Origin of the sequence: Flavobacterium sp., from assembly GCF_965262375.1 — a bacterium.
Lineage (GTDB): Bacteria > Bacteroidota > Bacteroidia > Flavobacteriales > Flavobacteriaceae > Flavobacterium.
The window spans coordinates 991,018-1,010,093 of sequence record NZ_OZ253527.1 but is presented as its reverse complement, the minus strand read 5'-3'; the positions used below and the strand labels follow the sequence as shown (position 1 = coordinate 1,010,093).

Sequence of the window (19,076 nt, the reverse complement as noted above, 5' to 3'; positions counted from 1 at the left end):
TAAAAATAAAACTCTTTTTATTACCACATATTTAATTAATTTTGCCAAAACTTTAAGAAATCGTGGGAAGTAAGAATAAATTAAAACGTTTCAAAGAAAACGATACTTTTGATAATGTGATACAACCAACTCGCGAAGAGGTGGTTAATGGTGAATTTCCGTATAAAGGGAAATGGCGTTCAGAGTTTTTTAAAAATGACAATCCGATTATTGTAGAGTTAGGTTGTGGTAAAGGCGAATACACCATTGGGTTAGCACAGCGCAATCCAAATACAAACTACATTGGTATTGACGTGAAAGGTGCGCGTTTTTGGAGAGGTGCTAAAACAGCGGTTGAAAGCGGGATGAACAATACAGCTTTTGTACGCACACAAATTGAATTGATTGAAGGTGTTTTTGAAGCTCACGAAGTGGATGAAATTTGGATTACGTTTCCTGACCCGCAAATCAAATACAAGCGTACCAAACACCGTATGACGAATACTGAATTCTTGAAAATGTATAAAAGAATTTTACGCCCTGAAGGTGTGGTGAATTTAAAAACCGATAGCGAATTCATGCACGGTTATACACTTGGGTTGTTGCATGGGGAAGGGCATGAAGTATTGTATGCTAACCACAATGTGTACCATAACGAAGGAGCTCCTGAGGAAGTATTAGGGATTCAAACTTTTTATGAACAACAGTATTTAGAAGTTAATAAAGCGATTACTTACATTCGTTTTAAAATTAAATAATGATTCGTAGTAAATCGGATTTTTTAGAACGTGATATCGAAAAGTTGACGTTGTTATTGCGTAAGCTTTTTGAAAAGGTAGTAAAAACCCCTTTAGCTATCGACGATTTGCAACAGACTATTGTTTTTAATGATGTTACTATCACTCTCGAAGAACTGTTGAAAGGGACTTTAGAGGAGTTTAAAAACAAAGTTAATCCCTTACCCGTTGTGCCTAAAGAATTCGTTTTGAAAATTTTACATCAATGCTATCACAATAAAACTTCTATTGCTGAAGCAGTTGATTTAAAAGAAAAAATACAGTATCTTTTGACCGCTTTAGACGAAGAAACCAAAGTTTTTTCGCTAGAGCGCTCAAAAATCAAAGAAAACCTAAACTGATGTCTATTTTTTTAGCCTTTTTGTTGGCCACTTTTTTCTCAGCCATGGGGGTTTTACCACCGGGAATGTTGAATATGCGTACGGCAACCATTAGTATTAAAAAATCCATTCAAAGCGCAAAAGAATTTGTATTCGGAGCCTGTTTGATTGTGGGATTACAAAGTTTTTTTGGTTTTTATTTTGCAACTTTTATGGAAAGTCATCCCCAAGTGACCAAAAATCTAAAGTTAGTTGGCATTATTATTTTTGTAACCCTTACTATTTTCTTTTTAGGAAAAGGAATACAAAACATAATACAATCGAGTAAATTAGAAACTATTGAAAATGAAAGTAAATTCCCTCCTTTCCTTCAAGGGATCACACTTTCTTTACTCAATGTATTCCCAATCCCCTATTATGCATTTCTAAGTTTATTTTTTTCAACCTACATCGACAACTTTTTTTCATTAGGCACAGGTATAGGATTTGTTATTGGGAGCACAATAGGTTGCGGTAGCATTTATATTTTATATGCTTATTTATTTAAAAAATGGGAGAATAAAGTTGCTTTTTTTGTAAAAAACGTTAATTTCATTATCGCATTTATCACCACCTTAGTGGTAGTATTTACTATCCTAAAATGGTAAAATCCAAACGGGATGTCTAATAGCCAAGAGTCATTTTTTGAACGTGTTTACGAAATCGCTCGTCAAATTCCTTATGGGCGTGTGACTTCGTATGGAGCTATTGCTAAAGCTTTAGGCACAGCACGATCTGCCCGTATGGTGGGATGGGCTATGAATGCTTGCCATGGCAGAGCTGATGTTCCTGCGCATAGAGTAGTTAACAGAAAAGGCATACTAACTGGCAAACACCATTTTGAAGGCACAAATTTGATGCAACAATTACTAGAAAGCGAAGGAATTACCATAGTTGACAATCAAATTATAAATTTCGAAAGTCATTTTTGGGAACCCATGTAAGTTACAAATTGCCATATTTTACTAAAAAGTAGCTTGGTTTACCTTAAAGGGCTTTGGATCCACAAACCAACACATAGTCTTCTACTATTTCAAAACAAATATTGAAATCCTCAGTTTGATGGTTAAAGCGCAGTTGTGCTTTACATTTTTTATCTTCTAAATGAAAGGCGTCTTCAAAAATATGGTCTGGGAAGCTGATGCCTACTTCGTTTTTGATTTTGAAAATGGCTTCTTTTACCCCCCAAATGACGGTGGCTTTTTGGATTTGTTCTTCCTGACTAAGCTGTTCCAAATGTGTCATGTGCATAAAGCGGGGTGCTATGCGGAGTACTTTTTCTTTCGCTTTTTCCAAATCAATCCCTATGGGTTCGCTGCTTAACGCGATGGCTGAAAATTCGGCAGAATGCGAGATGCTGATATGAAGGCTATTGATTTCTGATTTCTGATTTCTGATTTCAGATTTCAGATTAGGTTTCCCTGTAGCGTCATATTCTAAATCAAAATCGGTGTACCCGCAATGTTGCAAGAGCATGCGCACGGCTAGAAAGCCTTTTTGATGGCTTTCGGAACGCATTTTTTCTAGCCGAGCGAGTGAAGTATCTTTTAAGGATACACTACGGAAAAGTTCGTTATAATCTTCGGTTATTTTCCAAAGATAGACTGTGGTTGTGGGCGAAAATTGAATTTCTTTGTAAAAAGGCATCTTCATGAGATTTAGCCCCGATGGAAGCGACATCCTTTCAAAAGACCTTAGGCGGTGTGCTGATTAGGGCTTTTGAAAGATATAGCGGACAGCGGGAAATAGCTCCTAAAAATTAAAACTATTGATTTTTAGTGAGTTACCAATGTGAAACAATTATTAAATTCTTAAAATCTGTTGGCAAATCGAAAACTAATATGTAATTTTGCACTCCAAACAAGAAATTTAATATTTTAAAAACAAATATACTAAATAGATGAGTACTACAACAATTCCGTATGTACCTTATAAAGTTAAAGATATTTCTTTAGCGGAATGGGGAAGAAAAGAAATTCAATTAGCAGAAGCTGAAATGCCAGGTTTGATGGCTATTCGTGCTGAGTATGGCCCTAGCCAACCTTTGAAAGGTGCTCGTATTGCTGGTTGTTTGCATATGACTATCCAGACGGCTGTATTGATTGAAACTTTAGTAGCTTTAGGTGCTGAAGTGACTTGGTCGTCTTGTAACATTTTCTCTACGCAAGACCATGCTGCTGCTGCTATTGCTGCTGCTGGTATTCCTGTGTATGCTTGGAAAGGTATGAATGCTGAGGAGTTTGACTGGTGTATTGAGCAAACGTTATTCTTTGGTGAAGACAGACAACCGTTGAACATGATTCTTGATGATGGTGGTGATTTAACAAACATGGTGTTTGATAAATACACGGAGTTAGTGGAAGGTATCAAAGGTTTATCTGAAGAAACAACTACAGGTGTTCACCGTTTATACGAAAGAATGAAAAACGGTACGTTATACATGCCAGCTATCAACGTAAACGACTCGGTTACTAAATCGAAATTTGATAACAAATACGGTTGTAAAGAAAGTGCTGTGGATGCTGTGCGTCGTGCTACTGACGTAATGTTAGCAGGTAAAAGAGTAGTGGTTTGTGGTTACGGTGACGTAGGTAAAGGTACAGCGGCTTCTTTCCGTGGGGCAGGTTCTATCGTTACAGTTACTGAAATTGACCCTATTTGTGCTTTACAAGCAGCTATGGACGGTTATGAAGTTAAAAAGCTAGATACAGTTATTGGTAATGCAGATATCGTGATTACTACAACTGGTAATAAAGATATCGTAGTAGGTCGTCACTTTGAGGCTATGAAAGATAAAGCTATCGTTTGTAACATTGGTCACTTCGATAATGAAATTGATATGGCTTGGTTAAACGCTAACCACGGTGCTACAAAACAAGAAGTAAAACCTCAAGTGGATATTTATAACGTAAACGGTAAAGAAATTATCATCTTAGCTGAAGGTCGTTTAGTAAACTTAGGTTGTGCTACAGGTCACCCATCGTTTGTAATGAGTAACTCTTTCTCTAACCAAACATTAGCGCAAATTGAGTTATGGACTAACAGTGCAGCTTACAAAAATGAGGTGTATATGTTACCTAAACATTTAGATGAAAAAGTTGCTGCTTTACACTTAACTAAATTAGGTGTTGAGTTAGAAACTTTATCTGATGACCAAGCAGCTTATATTGGTGTTGAAGTGAAAGGTCCTTTCAAACCTGAGTATTACAGATATTAATCTATCGAAAATTCATAAAAAATGCCTCTTAGTTTCTGAGAGGCATTTTTGTTTACATTATATCGGTTTATACTTCGAATTTTTTATCAAAATGATTTTTCAAAAACGAAATTTGAACCCAAAAAAACAGCGTGGTCAACAAAATACTATAAGAAGCCGTTTTAGACATATGAAATACACCCATTAAACTATTATTATAAAATACACTAAAATCAAAATACACAAACCTTTCATTAGTTTGATTTCCATACAACAAACTACAGCCTACTAAAGCAATTAAAATTCCAATAATCCCAACAAATACTGATTTAGAGATCAATGGTTTATATACCGTTTCTGGACTACTATTCGAAACAGCTATTTGCGACATTATTTTTTCGGTAAAATCAAATGAAGGCGAATCTAATTTCTGATCCTTCATAAGCCGATTAACCAATTTTTCTAAGTGTTTATCCTCGTTCCCTTTCATAATAATCTAATATTTCAGGCGCTAATCTTTTCTTTAAAATTGCAGCTAATTTTTTTCGAATTCTAAAAAGTTTGACTTTCACATTATCAGTACTCAAATCAATAACTTTTGCTATTTCTTCCACTGATTGCCCATCAAAATAATACAAAGTTAAAAGAAATGCATCTTCTGATGGAAGTTCACTTAAACATTCCTGTATTGCTTTATTCCTATCGTTTTCATCTATTGTATCCAAAACATTTTCAATGGTTCGCGTTTGATGTTCACTAAAATCCTCGATATAAGCAATTGTTTTCCCTTTTTTATTCTTCTTTAAACGATCTAAACAAGTGTTATACGTTATCTTATATAGCCAAGTAGAAAATTTTGACTCTCCTTTAAATTTATGGAGTGATTGATATGCTTTTATAAATGTATCCTGCGCTATCTCCTCTGCTTCCTCTTTATTTATCACCATTTTCAACGCTAAAGTAAACACCAAGTCTTTGTAACGATCCACCAAAGCCGCAAAAGCATTTGGATTACCGCTAAGGACAAGATTGATATAATGTTGGTCTTCAATAAAAGTCATATAAACGTAAGACGACAATAAAAGGAATTAGGTTACAAGATAAGTCAAAAAAATATTTTTTATTTTTCTTGTAACCAAAATAAAACTCTTATCGTCATAGGTAGAGAAAATCAATTAGAATATCAATTTTTAAAAACATCAATTATGAACGAAGAAATTTTAATACCTATTAGCTTGTTTCTAGCAGTTTTTGGTATAGTGTATCTTTATTTGTCAACCCGAAACAGAGAGCGTTTGGCACTTATAGAAAAAGGAGTAGATGCCCGTATTTTTATGCGTGGAAAAAATGAAGGTCCAGCATTTTATAAAGTTGTACTTTTAAATTTAGCTCTTTTATTAATGGGAATTGGAACTGGTGTGTTTTTAGCACTACTCCTTTCAACTTTTACTTCTCTAGATGAAGATGCATTATATCCTGCAATGATTTTCCTAACAGCTGGCGCATCTTTATTTGTAGGGTTTACCCTGACAAAAAAAATGGAGTAAAAACAAGAGATTACAACTTATACAAAACAGATATGTTAACAAAAATATTCTTAAATCCCGAAAAAAAACTAAGAGAGGGCTGGTGGGTTGTAATCTTCTTTATCATTTTAACAACTTTTTTATTCCCATTAATTTTACTGGCTAACAAATACTCCTTTGAAATTAAATTAGAATATCAAACGCTTTTGATCTTGATTGTTTCTATAATTTGTCAAAAATTAAAAAGAGACACTATAAGCAATTTGATTGGAAAAATCAGTACAAAATGGCTTAATGAGCTATTTAAAGGCATTTTCATTGGAGCTTGTTTAATGATTTTACCAGCATTAACATTAACCCTAACAGGTTTTATTAGCTGGCAAATTAGCGCTATCTCCTACACAACATTAATTTCAGGCTTAACACTTTTTAGTACTGTTGCCATAGCTGAGGAATTATTATTCAGAGGATTTCTTTTTCAAAGACTACATGCCTCTATAGGAAAATGGCCAACTCAGTTAATTATTTCAGGATTATTTTTACTAACCCATTTAAACAACCCTGGAATGGTGGGAATTGTAAAAACATTTGCATCTATCAATATTTTTATAGCTTCATTGTTATTTGGCTTTGCATATTTAAAAACTAAAAGCTTGGCGATGCCCATAGGTTTACATTTCATGGCTAATTTCACTCAGGGCACATTACTTGGGTTTGGCGTTAGTGGCAGCAAAGACCCTAGTTTCTTGTTAGCCAACACAAATCATTTACCCGTGTGGATTACTGGAGGCAATTTTGGCATAGAAGCCAGCAGCGTAGGATTATTATTTTTGATTATAATCACGTTAAGCTTCAATTTTAAAAACCTTAAATCCCAAAGAGTTTCAGCACTTACAGTATAAATTATATAAATATTAGAGTAGCGTATAAATCAATCATCACAATCAAAAAATGAAACAGAAGACACACAAGTCTTAAATTCATTAAAATCAAAAATTACTAACAAATTAACCAAGAGCTCTTTTTAAACCAAACAACTAGACAGGCTGTAAACTTAATAAAAGAAAAAAGAGAAAAAACACCCTTATAGTACAACATCTTGTTTTATTATTGTAAAAAAAATGATCGGCATTCTAACCGATCATTTTTTTTAAACTCATAGAAGCAACAACTTTATTCTATTTCTGAAATTCTCAATGTATTCACCATCCCTTTCTTCACTACAGGCATAGCCGCAAGGTTAACTAAAATATCACCTTGTGAAACAAAGCCATGGTCAACCGCCATTTTGTTAATATCATCAATAGTATCATCAGTACTTACAAACTTATCATAGAAGAATGCACGAACACCCCACAATAAATTAAGCTGTGTTAAAATTCTAGGATTAGAAGTGTACACTAAAATATGCGCATGTGGACGCCAAGCAGAAACTTGAAATGCAGTATAACCACTATTGGTTAAAGTGGTAATTGCTTTTGCTTCGATATCATCAGCTAATATGGCTGCGTGATAACAAATATGTTTGGTTACAAAACGATTTGTTTTTATTTGTGGTTGTTTTTGCGGAACATGTATCAGCGGTGAATCTTCAACAGCTTCAATTATCTGTGTCATTTTTTCAATCACTTGTACGGGGTAATTCCCTACCGAAGTTTCACCAGACAACATTACAGCATCAGCACCGTCCATAACGGAGTTAGCTACATCATTAACTTCAGCACGAGTAGGCGTTAAGCTCGTAATCATAGTCTCCATCATTTGCGTGGCAACTATAACAGGAATACGAGCCAATTTAGCACGGTTAATCAATTTTTTCTGAATTAAGGGTACTTCATGAGCTGGCAATTCTACCCCTAAATCCCCACGTGCTACCATGAATCCATCACAATGCGGCACTAACTTGTCCAAATTCTCAATTGCTTCTGGCTTTTCAATTTTAGCAATAATAGGAATTTTATGATCGGAATGCTTATCAATTAACTCTTTTAAATCCATCAAATCCTCAGGAGTACGTACAAAAGAAAGCGCAATCCAATCTACTTGATTTTCAATTGCAAAAATAGCGTCACGAATATCTTTATCGGTCAAAGCAGGTAAAGAAACTTTTGTATTAGGTAAGTTAACTCCTTTTTTCGATTTCAAAGGACCACCTTGAATTACTTTACACACCACTTTACTAGCAGCCACATCACTTGAGACCGCCTCAAAAATAAGCTTCCCATCATCAAGTAAAATACGCTCTCCTGGATTTACATCATTAGGAAACGCTTTATAAGTCATATACACATTATCCGGAGTACCTGGCACATCGTTAGCCGTTTGAAAAGTCACTAAATCACCTTCACTTACCACTACATCTTCCTTCATTACCCCAACACGCAATTTAGGCCCTTGTAAATCGGCTAAAATAGCAGTGGTATAACCAAACTCTTGATTCAACTCACGAATAATACGAATACGTTCAGCCACATCCGTGTAATCAGCATGTGAAAAATTGATACGGAAAACATCTACGCCCGCATCCATCATTTGTTGTATCGTTTCCTTAGTACTACAAGCTGGGCCTAGAGTAGCAACTATTTTGGTCTTTTTTTGTGTACGCATTGCTTTTAAAAAATTAAATTGTTTTTTGATTTGATTTCATTAGGATCCACCTCATATACCGCCGTAATCAAATCTATTTTTTTTAAATTATAAATAATTTCTCTACAGTCTATTTGTTCGTCATGTTCGATTTTTAAAACATAATCCACCTTTTTTAAATCCGTTACTAGGTTGATTTGCATCGTGATGGTACTTGCACCAAAAAACAAATTATTCGCATCACCTTCGGGCAATTCGACCTCTTGTTTGTTTTGAATCAAGTCCCAAGTCATCATGGCAATTTCATCATCAAAAGTAAAACGCGAAAAAGAAATGGGTTGCTTATTGAATTCGAAAGGTACTTCTTGATCATTTTTAGACAACAAAATCCCTAAGTTTTGATTGATTTTAAAAGCCAAACGATAGTCCTCTAAAGAGGTGTGTATGGCAATCAAGTCGTAATCAACCTGATCAAAATCACCCAAACTTAGTTTATGAACAGCCATCATAATAAATAAAAACAAATATAAACATAATCCTAAATTTACAGCCAAAGTATTAATTTAAATTAACATTAACTCAAAAACATTAAACTAAATATATTCGATAAAATATAACATATACCCGATAAAAAGCAAATTTGAATTTGGAAACGTATTTTTTTTTTTAAATTTTATATACTAAACACTTAAAAAATCATCCTCTAAGTTTAATTTTCATTCACCAAATTTCACATATTATTAATTCACTTATACAAACTAAACTCTATGAAAAAACTATTAATTTCCTTCACAATTATCAATTTCACAATTCTTATACAGTCTTGTCAAAGCGAAAACACACAAAACAACAAATCAATTGAATACACCCTTGCAAAAACCAATATTGTCATCGGTCAATTCAAGAATCAAACTTTCATCCCTAATATAAATCTAAAAGGAAAAAAAATTAAACAATGGAAATGAAATTTTAATTAAAGAGTATGAAACTCAAAACACAAAAATTGAAGGCTTAAAATATCTCGTTATTAAAGGTGTTGGAAAGTCTTTGGATCCCAATGAAAATTTAAGCAACACAAGTTATAATATCGCATTCCCAATAACCAACAATGCATATAGATACGATTTAACCATAGCTGATGATTATGGAAGTTCAGGTGAGGAAACACACACCTGCACATCATATGACAGCATCATATTTGGTTGTTCATGTTGTAAATTTGTAAAAGATAAAGCAGGAAGAATAGTTGGTTGCGAATGTTGTGAATTTGGATAGTGTACCCATACAGTTTCATCTCAAAGAATGAGTAATAAACCAAATAATGACGAGACAAATTTAAACATTTCACTAATCAAACTTTATGAAAAGTAAAATAGCACTATCGTTAGCATCAATGATTGCATTGTATTTCTTAAGTTGTACCTTCAAAATATTTCATGCAGAAACTTTTTTTTCATTTCTTTAATACTTTTTTTTACAAATTGCTTATTCACAATAAAAAAAATATCAGAACTTTTCAAAAAACAGAAATTAAAAAATCAACTAGACTCAAACTCGCGCAAATAAAAAATGGAGGATTACGCTCCATTTTTTATATCTATTTGGCTTTGAAACACAAAATATGCTCGTTTTGAAGCGATTTCCTCCGCTTTTTTCTTAGAAGTCGCTCTAGCCTTAGCCACTACTGCTCCGTCTATATGCAGTTTGACACCAAAATATTTCACATTTCCTGTAGCATTATCGTCATAGGTTTCGTACTGAAAGGCTTTTTTCTCCTTTTGGCACCATTCAATAAGTAAACTTTTATAGCTGATTACTTTACCCTCTAAACGATCAATATCTACATAAGGTTTAATAATTTTGTTTTGAATAAATTTTTCACAAAAATTAAATCCTTTGTCTAAATAAATGGCTCCAATAAAAGCTTCAAAAATGTTACCATGCACATTTTCACCAAAATGCTGCGTAGCAACTTTACTTTCAACGAATTGAATCAGTTTAAAATCTTTACCCAACTCGTTCAAATGCTCACGTGAGACAATTTTGGAACGCATCTTAGTTAAATAACCTTCATCGCCGTTAGGAACTTTACTAAAAAGATGTGCTGCAATTACAGAGCCTAACATAGCATCGCCTAAGAACTCTAATCGTTCATAATTAACCGCATGACCATTTTCGTCCGTTTTATTCATCGAACGATGGGTAAATGCTCGACGATAATGCTCGATGTTATCCGGTTTGAATCCTAATATGGATGTAAGTTTATCAAAAAAAATCCCGTCTTCAGGCGTTTGAAAACGGGAAGTTTTAAATATTTTCTTGATAATTCTTTTCATATGTGTAATATAATTTTCTATAGGTCACATATGGAATCACTTGATAAAGCAATTACATAGAAACGAATTATTCAGCTTTTTTAAACAATACACAAGCATTATGACCGCCAAAACCAAAAGTATTGCTCATTGCTACTTTTACTTCGCGTTTTTGTGCTTGATTTAAAGTCAAATTCAACGATGGATCTATGTTTTCATCTACCACACTATGATTGATAGTAGGTGGAACAATACCGTGTTTAATAGCCATAATAGAAGCAATAGCCTCAATAGCGCCTGCAGCTCCTAATAAGTGCCCTGTCATTGACTTTGTTGAGTTGATATTCATGTTTTTAGCATGTTCTCCAAAAACTTTACTAATAGCTTTCAACTCAGCCACGTCACCTAAAGGTGTAGAAGTACCATGCGTATTAATATGATCTACGTCTTCTGGTCTTAATCCAGCATCTTGTAAAGTATTATTCATCACGGCAATAACTCCAATTCCCTCTGGATGTGGTGCTGTTAGATGGTATGCGTCCGAAGACATACCACAACCGCCTACTTCGCAGTATATTTTTGCCCCACGAGCCTTAGCGTGCTCATATTCTTCTAAAACTAAAGCTCCTGCACCTTCACCTAATACAAATCCATCACGAGTTGCATCAAAAGGTCTCGAAGCAGTTTCAGGACTTTCGTTACGAGTTGACAAAGCTTGCATAGAGTTAAACCCCCCCATACCCGCAATAGTTACAGCAGCTTCAGAACCACCAGAAACAATCACATCACACATTCCTAAACGAATGTAGTTGAAAGCATCTACTAGAGCATTTGCTGAAGAAGCACAAGCTGAAACCGTGGTGTAGTTAGGCCCCATAAATCCATTGCGCATAGAAATATGACCTGGTGCAATGTCGGCAATCATTTTTGGAATAAAGAAAGGATTGAAACGAGGCGTCCCGTCACCTTTAGCGTAACTAAGTACTTCTTCTTGGAAAGTTTCTAAACCTCCAATACCTGCACCCCAAATTACACCTACTCTGTATTTATTGATTTTTTCTAAATCTAAACCAGAATCTTTGATAGCTTCATCGCTGGCAACAATGGCATATTGCGCGAACTTATCCATTCTTCTAGCTTCTTTTTTGTCGATAAACTCTTCAACTTTGAAGTTTTTTACCTCACAAGCAAATTTTGTTTTATGCTTTTCAGTATCATAATATGTTATGGGAGCGGCACCGCTTTTTCCACTGATTAAACCTTCCCAATATTCTTGAAGATTGTTTCCAATAGGGGTTAATGCTCCTAATCCTGTTACTACTACTCGCTTTAATTGCATAGCTTAGCTGGTTTTGTTTAATATAAAAAATCCCAAAGTCTTTTAAAAAACTAAAAGAAACAATGGGTATTACATACTATTTTATGATTGTAATACAATCAATGTTTGAACAAATCTAAAAAAAGATTTTTTAAGTCAGTAAAAAATAAGAACATCTGTGAGTTTAAAACCCACAGATGCTATTATTTATTATTTCTTAGCTTCTTCGATGTAAGAGATAGCTTGACCTACAGTAGCAATGTTTTCAGCTTGGTCATCTGGAATTTGAATATCAAATTCTTTTTCGAACTCCATGATTAGCTCAACAGTGTCTAATGAATCAGCCCCTAAATCGTTAGTGAAGCTTGCTTCAGATACAACTTCGTTCTCGTCAACACCTAATTTGTCAACGATAATCGCTTTTACTCTTGATGCAATGTCTGACATAATCTTTAATTTTAAATTTTAATTAGTTGGCAAAAATAAAAAAATTATTTAATTACCACCTTTTTAGTTAATAAATCTGAACACGAAAGTATAAAATAAATTTCACAAAGCCGACCATTTTTAATTATTTGTCATTAATTATTCTTTTTTTTGCACTATCAAATTCTATGAGGTCAGTATTCACCTTAGGTCATTAACCTTCTGGCTTTGCCATAAAAAAGTAACTTATGAAAAAAATAGTAATATTTGCTTCGGGCTCAGGATCCAATGCCGAAAAAATTATATTACATTTTAAAAACAGTAATCTTGCGAACGTTATCGCTGTATACTCTAACAATCTTAATGCCAAAGTGTTAGAGCGTACTAAGAATCACAATATTCCAAGTTTTACCTTCAACAAACAAGAGCTAAATTCAGACACTGTGGCTCAATTACTAGCAAAGCAGCAACCTGATCTTATCGTCTTAGCTGGTTTTTTATTAAAATTTCCAGAACATTTAGTCAAAGCATTTCCTAATAAAATTATCAATATTCACCCAGCACTTTTACCAAAATATGGCGGAAAAGGCATGTATGGTATGCGTGTGCACGAAGCTGTACTAGCTAATCATGAGGTTGAGACGGGCATTAGCATTCATTTTGTAAACGAACATTATGATGAAGGTGCTATTATAAGCCAACATGCAACTAACATTACAGATTGCACTACAGCGGAAGCAATTGCTCAAAAAGTACACGAGTTAGAACATGAATATTTCCCTTTAGCAATAGAAAAACTTCTAAGCAGCAATTAATAGTAATGGCGTATCAAGTACATATATACACCGATGGTGCTGCAAAAGGAAACCCAGGCCCAGGCGGCTATGGGGTTGTAATGGAATTAGTAGGCACACCCTATAAAAAAGAATTTTTTGAAGGATTCCGCTTGACCACTAACAACCGTATGGAGCTTTTAGCAGCTATAGTTGGATTAGAAAAATTGAAACAACCCAACATGAAGGTTTTGGTAATTTCCGATTCTAAATACGTAGTTGATGCCGTGGAAAAAAAATGGGTGATTGGATGGGAGAAAATAGGCTTTAAAGGAAAGAAAAATCCTGATTTATGGCAACGTTTTTTAAAAATCTATCGCCAACATCAAGTAAATTTTCAATGGATCAAAGGCCATAATAATCATCCGCAAAATGAGCGTTGTGATCAATTGGCAGTAATGGCATCGCAACAAAAAAACCTTTCAATCGATCGTTTTTACGAGCAGGATAGCGATAAATTATTATAACTTTCTAGCAAAAATATCCAAAAAAAATGCTCCTATAAGGAGCATCATTCTATTTTTTAAGGAAGCGTTTACCAGTTACTTTGCAAACACCTTTTTATTAAAAACAATCAAAATCCCCACCCCAGTTGAAATGGCTACATCGGCTACGTTGAAAATGGCGTTAAAGAAAGTAAAGTATTTTCCTCCCCAAATAGGCAACCATTCTGGGAGATTTCCTTGCCAAATAGGGAAGTAAAACATGTCCACTACTTTTCCATAAAACCAGTTCCCGTAGGGTCTTTCTGTAAATAGAGTAGCTAATTGCCCCTCACTATGATCAAAAACAACGCCGTAAAAAACAGAATCTAAAATATTACCAAATGCGCCAGCTAGGATTAAAGCAATAGCAAAAATTAGCAAGTTTGAAGCTTTTTCTTTTACCGATTGCCACAGCCAATAGCCAATTCCTCCAACGGCAATAATTCTAAAAGTAGTTAAAATTAATTTACCATAAATCCCTGGCAACTCAACTCCCCATGCCATACCCTCATTTTCTACAAACAAGAACTTGAACCAAGAAGTTACTTCTACTTCTTCGTGTAGCATAAAATGGGTTTTTACATATATTTTTGAAATTTGGTCAATTAATAAAACCAAGAAAACTATTAAATACGCTTTTTTTAAATTCATCTATATCAATTTACCGCTCCTAAAGCCTTTACATTTATTATCTAAAGCACAAAAATAAGAATATTATATAAAAAACGCTCCAAAAGGAGCGTTTAGTCATATATTTTTCGAAATGTTATTTTTGCATATTTTTTGCTTCGATACTCATAGTAGCGTGAGGCACTAACTTTAAGCGTTCTTTTGCAATTAATTTGCCGGTAACTTTGCAGATTCCGTACGTTTTGTTTTCAATGCGAATCAAAGCATTTTTCAAATCGCGGATGAATTTTTCCTGACGAATTGCCAATTGTGAGTTTGCTTCCTTGCTCATTGTTTCGCTACCTTCTTCAAATGCTTTGAATGTAGGTGATGTATCATCAGTCCCGTTATTCAAATCATTAAGGTAAGCACTTTTAATAAGGTCCAAGTCCACTTTGGCTTTTTCTAATTTAGTCTGGATTAACTCCTTAAATTCCGCTAAATCTGAGTCCGAATATCTAATTTGTTCTTCCACCATAATTTCATGAGTTTTTGGTTAATATATAGTCTAGTTTGTTTTTAAAAACTACGTTTTTATTTTGTAATATAAATTTTAGTTTTAAGGTTATCGAACTCAATTTCTGTGCCATTAGCCACATTTTCAGCAAAAACCAACTCTTCTGTAAGAGTTTCCGCCTTAATATACTCCAAATTGTCAGTCACAGCTAATTGAATTTCCTCATCGAACTGCATCGTTACTTTTATTTTATCAGTTACTTCAAACCCTGAATCCTTACGGATATTCTGAATTCTGTTCACTAATTCGCGAGCAATACCTTCTTTTTTAAGTGCCTCCGAAATCGTAATGTCTAAGGCAACCGTAATTCCCCCTGAATTAGCCACTAACCAACCTTCAATATCTTGAGAAGTAATCTCAACATCTTGAGGTGTTAAAGTAACACTATTTCCTGAAACAACAATACTTATCTCACCTTTTCTTTCAATTTCCGCAATTTGTTCTTGTGAAAAACCTTGAATCTCTTTTGCAATTACACCCATGTCTTTTCCAAAACGAGGCCCTAAAGCTTTAAAGTTTGGCTTGATTTGCTTTACTAAAATACCTGAAGCATCATCAAGCAATTCAACTTCTTTCACGTTTACTTCCGCCTTAATCAAATCAGATACCGCTTCAATTTCTGCACGCTGCACTTCGTCTAACACAGGTATCATTACTTTTTGAAGTGGCTGACGCACTTTTATCATTTCCTTCTTACGTAAAGATAACACTAAAGAAGAAACCGTTTGTGCTTTCAACATCTTGCTTTCTAACGATTTATCAACACAGTTTTCAACGTAAACAGGGAAATTAGCAAGGTGTACACTATCAAAAATTTCTTTTTGAGTCGCTGCATTTAAATCTTTATACAAACGGTCCATAAAGAACGGAGCGATAGGCGCTGCTAATTTAGCTACTGTTTCTAAACAAGTATATAAAGTTTGGTACGCCGCGATTTTATCTGTTCCGTAATCACCTTTCCAGAATCTACGACGACATAAACGTACATACCAGTTACTTAAATTTTCCTGAACAAAATCAGAAATCACACGAGCTGCTTTCGTTGGCTCGTAATCTGCATAAGCTTCATCAACCGTTTGAATTAGCGTATGTAATTCAGATAAAATCCAACGGTCAATTTCTGGTCTTTCCGCCAAAGGCACCTCAGCTTCTTTGTAAGTAAAACCATCAATATTAGCATATAACGCAAAGAACGAGTAAGTGTTGTACAACGTACCGAAAAACTTACGACGTACTTCTGCTACTCCTTCGATATCAAATTTTAAGTTATCCCAAGGATTCGCATTGGAAATCATATACCAACGCGTAGCATCAGGACCATATTCTTTTAAAGTCTCAAATGGATCTACGGCATTACCTAGACGCTTCGACATTTTTTGTCCGTTTTTGTCTAATACCAATCCGTTAGAAACTACATTTTTATATGCTACTTTGTCAAAAACCAAAGTTCCGATAGCATGTAACGTATAGAACCAACCACGTGTTTGGTCAACTCCTTCTGCAATAAAATCAGCAGGGAAAGATTGGTTTCCGTCTATCAATTCTTTGTTTTCAAAAGGATAATGCCATTGCGCATAAGGCATTGCACCTGAATCAAACCAAACGTCAATCAAGTCTGTTTCACGATGCATCGGTTTTCCTGAAGGTGAAACTAAAACGATAGTATCTACTACATTTTTATGTAAGTCAACTAAGTCGTAATTGGTTTCTTCCATATTTCCAATTTGGAAACCTTTGTATGGATTTTCCGTCATGAAACCAGCAGCAATAGCTTTTTCAATTTCGTTATATAGTTCTTCTACCGAACCAATACATATTGTTTCAGTTCCTTCATCATTTCTCCATAATGGCAACGGAATTCCCCAATAACGTGAACGTGAAAGATTCCAGTCGTTAGCATTTTTCAACCAATTCCCAAAACGTCCTTCACCCGTAGCTTTTGGCTTCCAGTTGATGGTTTCATTTAAATCAAACATTCTATCTTTCACCTCCGTTACTTTGATAAACCAAGAGTCTAATGGATAGTATAAAATGGGTTTATCAGTTCTCCAACAATGTGGGTAACTGTGGACATATTTCTCTACTTTGAACGCTTTATTTTGCTCCTTTAATAAAATTGCGATTTCTACATCTACGGATTTTTCAGGGGCTTCGCCTTCGTTGTAATATTCATTTTTAACGTATTTGCCTCCAAATTCTCCTAATTGTGCTACAAATTTTCCTTGCAAATCCACTAAAGGAACCGGATTTCCGTTTTCGTCTAACACCAACATCGGTGGTACTTCTGGAGTAGCTTCTTTAGCTACTTTAGCATCATCCGCACCAAAGGTAGGTGCAGTATGTACAATACCTGTACCATCTTCGGTAGTAACGAAGTCACCTGCAATTACTCTGAACGCGTTTTCAGGCGTTTGGTAAGGCAATGCCCAAGGCAATAATTGTTCGTATTTGATTCCAACTAAATCAGAACCTTTACATTCCGCTAAGATTTGGTAAGGGATTAGCCCCCTAGCCCCCGAAGGGGGAACATGTAGAAACTTATCTTCTAACTCTTTAAATTCTTCATTAGTTTCTACCGACTTATATTTTTTATCAAATTGTTTTGAAACCAAGTTTTTAGCTAATATCACATTAACTGGTTCAAACGTGTATTGATTGAAGGTTTTTACTAAAACATAATCAATTTTAGGACCAACGGTCAATGCAGTGTTACTTGGCAATGTCCAAGGCGTAGTCGTCCAAGCTAGGAAGAAAGCCTCCCCCATTCCTTCCGAAGAAGAAGTGCTCAAACCGAACGCTTTTAACACGCTGTTTGTTCCCCCTTCGGGGGTTAGGGGGCTTCTGAATTGTGCTACAATAGTCGTATCGGTCACATCACGATACGAACCAGGCTGGTTTACTTCGTGGGAAGACAACCCGGTTCCCGCTTTTGGTGAATACGGCTGAATCGTGTAGCCTTTGTATAATAAATCTTTACTATAGATTTGTTTTAGTAACCACCAAACCGATTCCATGTATTTGGATTTATAGGTCACATACGGGTCTTCCATATCTACCCAATATCCCATTTTCTCGGTAAGGTCGTTCCAAACATCGGTATAACGCATCACGGTACGTTTACACGCTTCGTTGTATTCAGTTACAGTAATGGTTTTCCCTATATCTTCTTTGGTAATACCTAATTCTTTTTCGGTTCCTAATTCTACAGGAAGTCCATGCGTATCCCAACCTGCTTTACGCTTTACTTGGAACCCTTTTTGCGTTTTATAACGACAAAAAATATCCTTAATCGCACGTGCCATTACGTGGTGAATACCCGGCAAACCGTTTGCTGAAGGAGGTCCTTCAAAAAACACATACGGGGTAGCTCCGTCACGTGAAGTTACCGATTGTTCAAAGACATTGTTCTCTTTCCAAAAATCAAGTACTTCCTCTGCTACTTTTGGCAGGTTAAGTCCTTTGTACTCGTTGAAATTCATATCGTTATTCGCTATTTAAAAAATCAATCGGCTAAAATAAGAATTTAGATTAATTAGGCAATACATAAAACAAAAAACCTCCCTGTGTAGGAAGGTTTTTATTATTAGTTATTAAAAAACTGCAAAAATTTATAACCTGAAGAAGTTGTAACTCCATCTAATAAAATACCACTCCCATTCACTGTAACTGTAGTAAAATTTGGATTAGTAGTATTTTTGTTTGTCAATAAAGCTTTTAGTGGAGCAAACTCAGAATTAGAAGTAGCAAAAGTATTTGTAAACGTACCCCCAACAATCGAGTATTTTTCAGTTCTAGTTGTAGTTGGGACAACTGTAACGGTTGCTCCTGTTAAAGTATAGTTACAACCAGCCATACCACTAATAGTAAATTTGTCACCTGAAAGATTTTCTCTACGAAATGCTATCGTAGTTCCTTGCGAAGTTCTAAAACTTTTACCGTCTAACCCTGTAGCAACATCAACTCTTTGTGTCGTATTTGCAGTATTTGTTTGAGATGTTTTAGTCTCATCAGCAGAACATGAAATCAAAGCCGTTGCAGCAAGTAAGCTCAAAAATAAATTTTTCATAATA

At 34.9% G+C, this 19,076-nt stretch carries 22 protein-coding genes; 10 read left to right on the top strand and 12 right to left on the bottom strand.

The features are described 5' to 3' along the window. Nucleotides 1–62 precede the first annotated feature (62 nt). The 4 genes from trmB to ACQY29_RS04705 are packed head-to-tail and all read left to right on the top strand — an operon-like array spanning nt 63 to nt 2,079. Nucleotides 63–737, top strand: coding sequence for a tRNA (guanosine(46)-N7)-methyltransferase TrmB (gene trmB, locus ACQY29_RS04720; RefSeq protein ID WP_428224093.1), 675 nt, complete (start codon nt 63–65; stop codon nt 735–737). Beyond that, complete coding sequence (locus ACQY29_RS04715) at nt 737–1,117, top strand: hypothetical protein (RefSeq protein ID WP_428224092.1); 381 nt, start codon at nt 737–739, stop codon at nt 1,115–1,117. Before trmB ends, ACQY29_RS04715 begins: the two co-directional genes overlap by 1 nt. Beyond that, nucleotides 1,117–1,743, top strand: a complete 627-nt coding sequence (locus ACQY29_RS04710; RefSeq protein WP_428224091.1) for a hypothetical protein — start codon at nt 1,117–1,119, stop codon at nt 1,741–1,743. Before ACQY29_RS04715 ends, ACQY29_RS04710 begins: the two co-directional genes overlap by 1 nt. Nucleotides 1,744–1,755: 12 nt before the next feature. Next, nucleotides 1,756–2,079 carry an MGMT family protein gene (locus ACQY29_RS04705; RefSeq protein WP_428224090.1) on the top strand — a complete coding sequence of 108 codons (324 nt, stop codon included), beginning with the start codon at nt 1,756–1,758 and terminating at the stop codon, nt 2,077–2,079. A gap of 43 nt (nt 2,080–2,122) precedes the next feature. Here the strand turns inward: ACQY29_RS04705 and ACQY29_RS04700 are convergent, their stop codons facing one another. Then, nucleotides 2,123–2,782, bottom strand: a complete 660-nt coding sequence (locus ACQY29_RS04700; RefSeq protein WP_428224089.1) for a 4'-phosphopantetheinyl transferase family protein — start codon at nt 2,780–2,782, stop codon at nt 2,123–2,125. Nucleotides 2,783–3,035: 253 nt separating this feature from the next. Between ACQY29_RS04700 and ahcY the strand changes: the two genes are divergently transcribed. Further along, nucleotides 3,036–4,352: an adenosylhomocysteinase gene (gene ahcY / locus ACQY29_RS04695; protein ID WP_428224088.1), complete on the top strand. Its 1,317-nt coding sequence runs from the start codon at nt 3,036–3,038 to the stop codon at nt 4,350–4,352. A 67-nt stretch (nt 4,353–4,419) separates the two neighbouring features. Here ahcY and ACQY29_RS04690 read toward each other — a convergent pair whose 3' ends face one another. Then, nucleotides 4,420–4,773 carry a hypothetical protein gene (locus tag ACQY29_RS04690; protein WP_428224087.1) on the bottom strand — a complete coding sequence of 118 codons (354 nt, stop codon included), beginning with the start codon at nt 4,771–4,773 and terminating at the stop codon, nt 4,420–4,422. A 28-nt stretch (nt 4,774–4,801) separates the two neighbouring features. Next, nucleotides 4,802–5,410 carry an RNA polymerase sigma factor gene (locus ACQY29_RS04685; protein WP_428224086.1) on the bottom strand — a complete coding sequence of 203 codons (609 nt, stop codon included), beginning with the start codon at nt 5,408–5,410 and terminating at the stop codon, nt 4,802–4,804. Between the two features lie 126 nt (nt 5,411–5,536). Here ACQY29_RS04685 and ACQY29_RS04680 point away from each other — a divergent pair, with 126 nt between their 5' ends. Continuing rightward, nucleotides 5,537–5,878 (top strand): DUF6249 domain-containing protein, encoded by a 342-nt coding sequence (locus ACQY29_RS04680; protein ID WP_428224085.1) that lies wholly within the window; start codon nt 5,537–5,539, stop codon nt 5,876–5,878. 32 nt (nt 5,879–5,910) lie between these two features. Beyond that, a complete protein-coding gene (locus tag ACQY29_RS04675; RefSeq protein ID WP_428224084.1) occupies nt 5,911–6,759 on the top strand; it encodes a lysostaphin resistance A-like protein in 849 nt (282 codons plus the stop codon). Between the two features lie 271 nt (nt 6,760–7,030). On the opposite strand, the gene pyk is transcribed toward ACQY29_RS04675, so the two are convergent. Together pyk and ACQY29_RS04665 are read right to left on the bottom strand one after the other, a co-directional pair. Then, complete coding sequence (pyk, locus tag ACQY29_RS04670; protein ID WP_428224083.1) at nt 7,031–8,464, bottom strand: pyruvate kinase; 1,434 nt, start codon at nt 8,462–8,464, stop codon at nt 7,031–7,033. Nucleotides 8,465–8,469: 5 nt separating this feature from the next. Next, nucleotides 8,470–8,997 (bottom strand): IPExxxVDY family protein, encoded by a 528-nt coding sequence (locus tag ACQY29_RS04665; RefSeq protein WP_428224082.1) that lies wholly within the window; start codon nt 8,995–8,997, stop codon nt 8,470–8,472. A 213-nt stretch (nt 8,998–9,210) separates the two neighbouring features. Here ACQY29_RS04665 and ACQY29_RS04660 point away from each other — a divergent pair, with 213 nt between their 5' ends. Continuing rightward, complete coding sequence (locus ACQY29_RS04660; RefSeq protein WP_428224081.1) at nt 9,211–9,408, top strand: hypothetical protein; 198 nt, start codon at nt 9,211–9,213, stop codon at nt 9,406–9,408. Between the two features lie 612 nt (nt 9,409–10,020). On the opposite strand, the gene rnc is transcribed toward ACQY29_RS04660, so the two are convergent. The 3 genes from rnc to ACQY29_RS04645 form a co-directional block, all read right to left on the bottom strand. Then, nucleotides 10,021–10,779 carry a ribonuclease III gene (rnc, locus tag ACQY29_RS04655; protein WP_428224080.1) on the bottom strand — a complete coding sequence of 253 codons (759 nt, stop codon included), beginning with the start codon at nt 10,777–10,779 and terminating at the stop codon, nt 10,021–10,023. A gap of 67 nt (nt 10,780–10,846) precedes the next feature. Then, complete coding sequence (gene fabF, locus ACQY29_RS04650; protein WP_428224079.1) at nt 10,847–12,097, bottom strand: beta-ketoacyl-ACP synthase II; 1,251 nt, start codon at nt 12,095–12,097, stop codon at nt 10,847–10,849. Nucleotides 12,098–12,286: 189 nt separating this feature from the next. Continuing rightward, a complete protein-coding gene (locus ACQY29_RS04645; protein WP_014166687.1) occupies nt 12,287–12,523 on the bottom strand; it encodes an acyl carrier protein in 237 nt (78 codons plus the stop codon). A 227-nt stretch (nt 12,524–12,750) separates the two neighbouring features. Between ACQY29_RS04645 and purN the strand changes: the two genes are divergently transcribed. Next, nucleotides 12,751–13,317 (top strand): phosphoribosylglycinamide formyltransferase, encoded by a 567-nt coding sequence (purN, locus tag ACQY29_RS04640; protein WP_428224078.1) that lies wholly within the window; start codon nt 12,751–12,753, stop codon nt 13,315–13,317. Nucleotides 13,318–13,322: 5 nt separating this feature from the next. Then, nucleotides 13,323–13,802: a ribonuclease HI gene (gene rnhA / locus ACQY29_RS04635; protein ID WP_428224077.1), complete on the top strand. Its 480-nt coding sequence runs from the start codon at nt 13,323–13,325 to the stop codon at nt 13,800–13,802. 75 nt (nt 13,803–13,877) lie between these two features. Here rnhA and ACQY29_RS04630 read toward each other — a convergent pair whose 3' ends face one another. The 4 genes from ACQY29_RS04630 to ACQY29_RS04615 form a co-directional block, all read right to left on the bottom strand. Continuing rightward, entirely contained in the window at nt 13,878–14,471 is a 594-nt protein-coding gene (locus tag ACQY29_RS04630; protein ID WP_428224076.1) for a lipoprotein signal peptidase, read from the bottom strand. 115 nt (nt 14,472–14,586) lie between these two features. Next, entirely contained in the window at nt 14,587–14,967 is a 381-nt protein-coding gene (locus ACQY29_RS04625; protein ID WP_428224075.1) for a TraR/DksA family transcriptional regulator, read from the bottom strand. Nucleotides 14,968–15,023: 56 nt separating this feature from the next. Beyond that, complete coding sequence (ileS, locus tag ACQY29_RS04620) at nt 15,024–18,485, bottom strand: isoleucine--tRNA ligase (RefSeq protein ID WP_428224074.1); 3,462 nt, start codon at nt 18,483–18,485, stop codon at nt 15,024–15,026. Nucleotides 18,486–18,589: 104 nt separating this feature from the next. Continuing rightward, entirely contained in the window at nt 18,590–19,072 is a 483-nt protein-coding gene (locus tag ACQY29_RS04615; protein ID WP_428224073.1) for a hypothetical protein, read from the bottom strand. Nucleotides 19,073–19,076 lie beyond the last annotated feature (4 nt).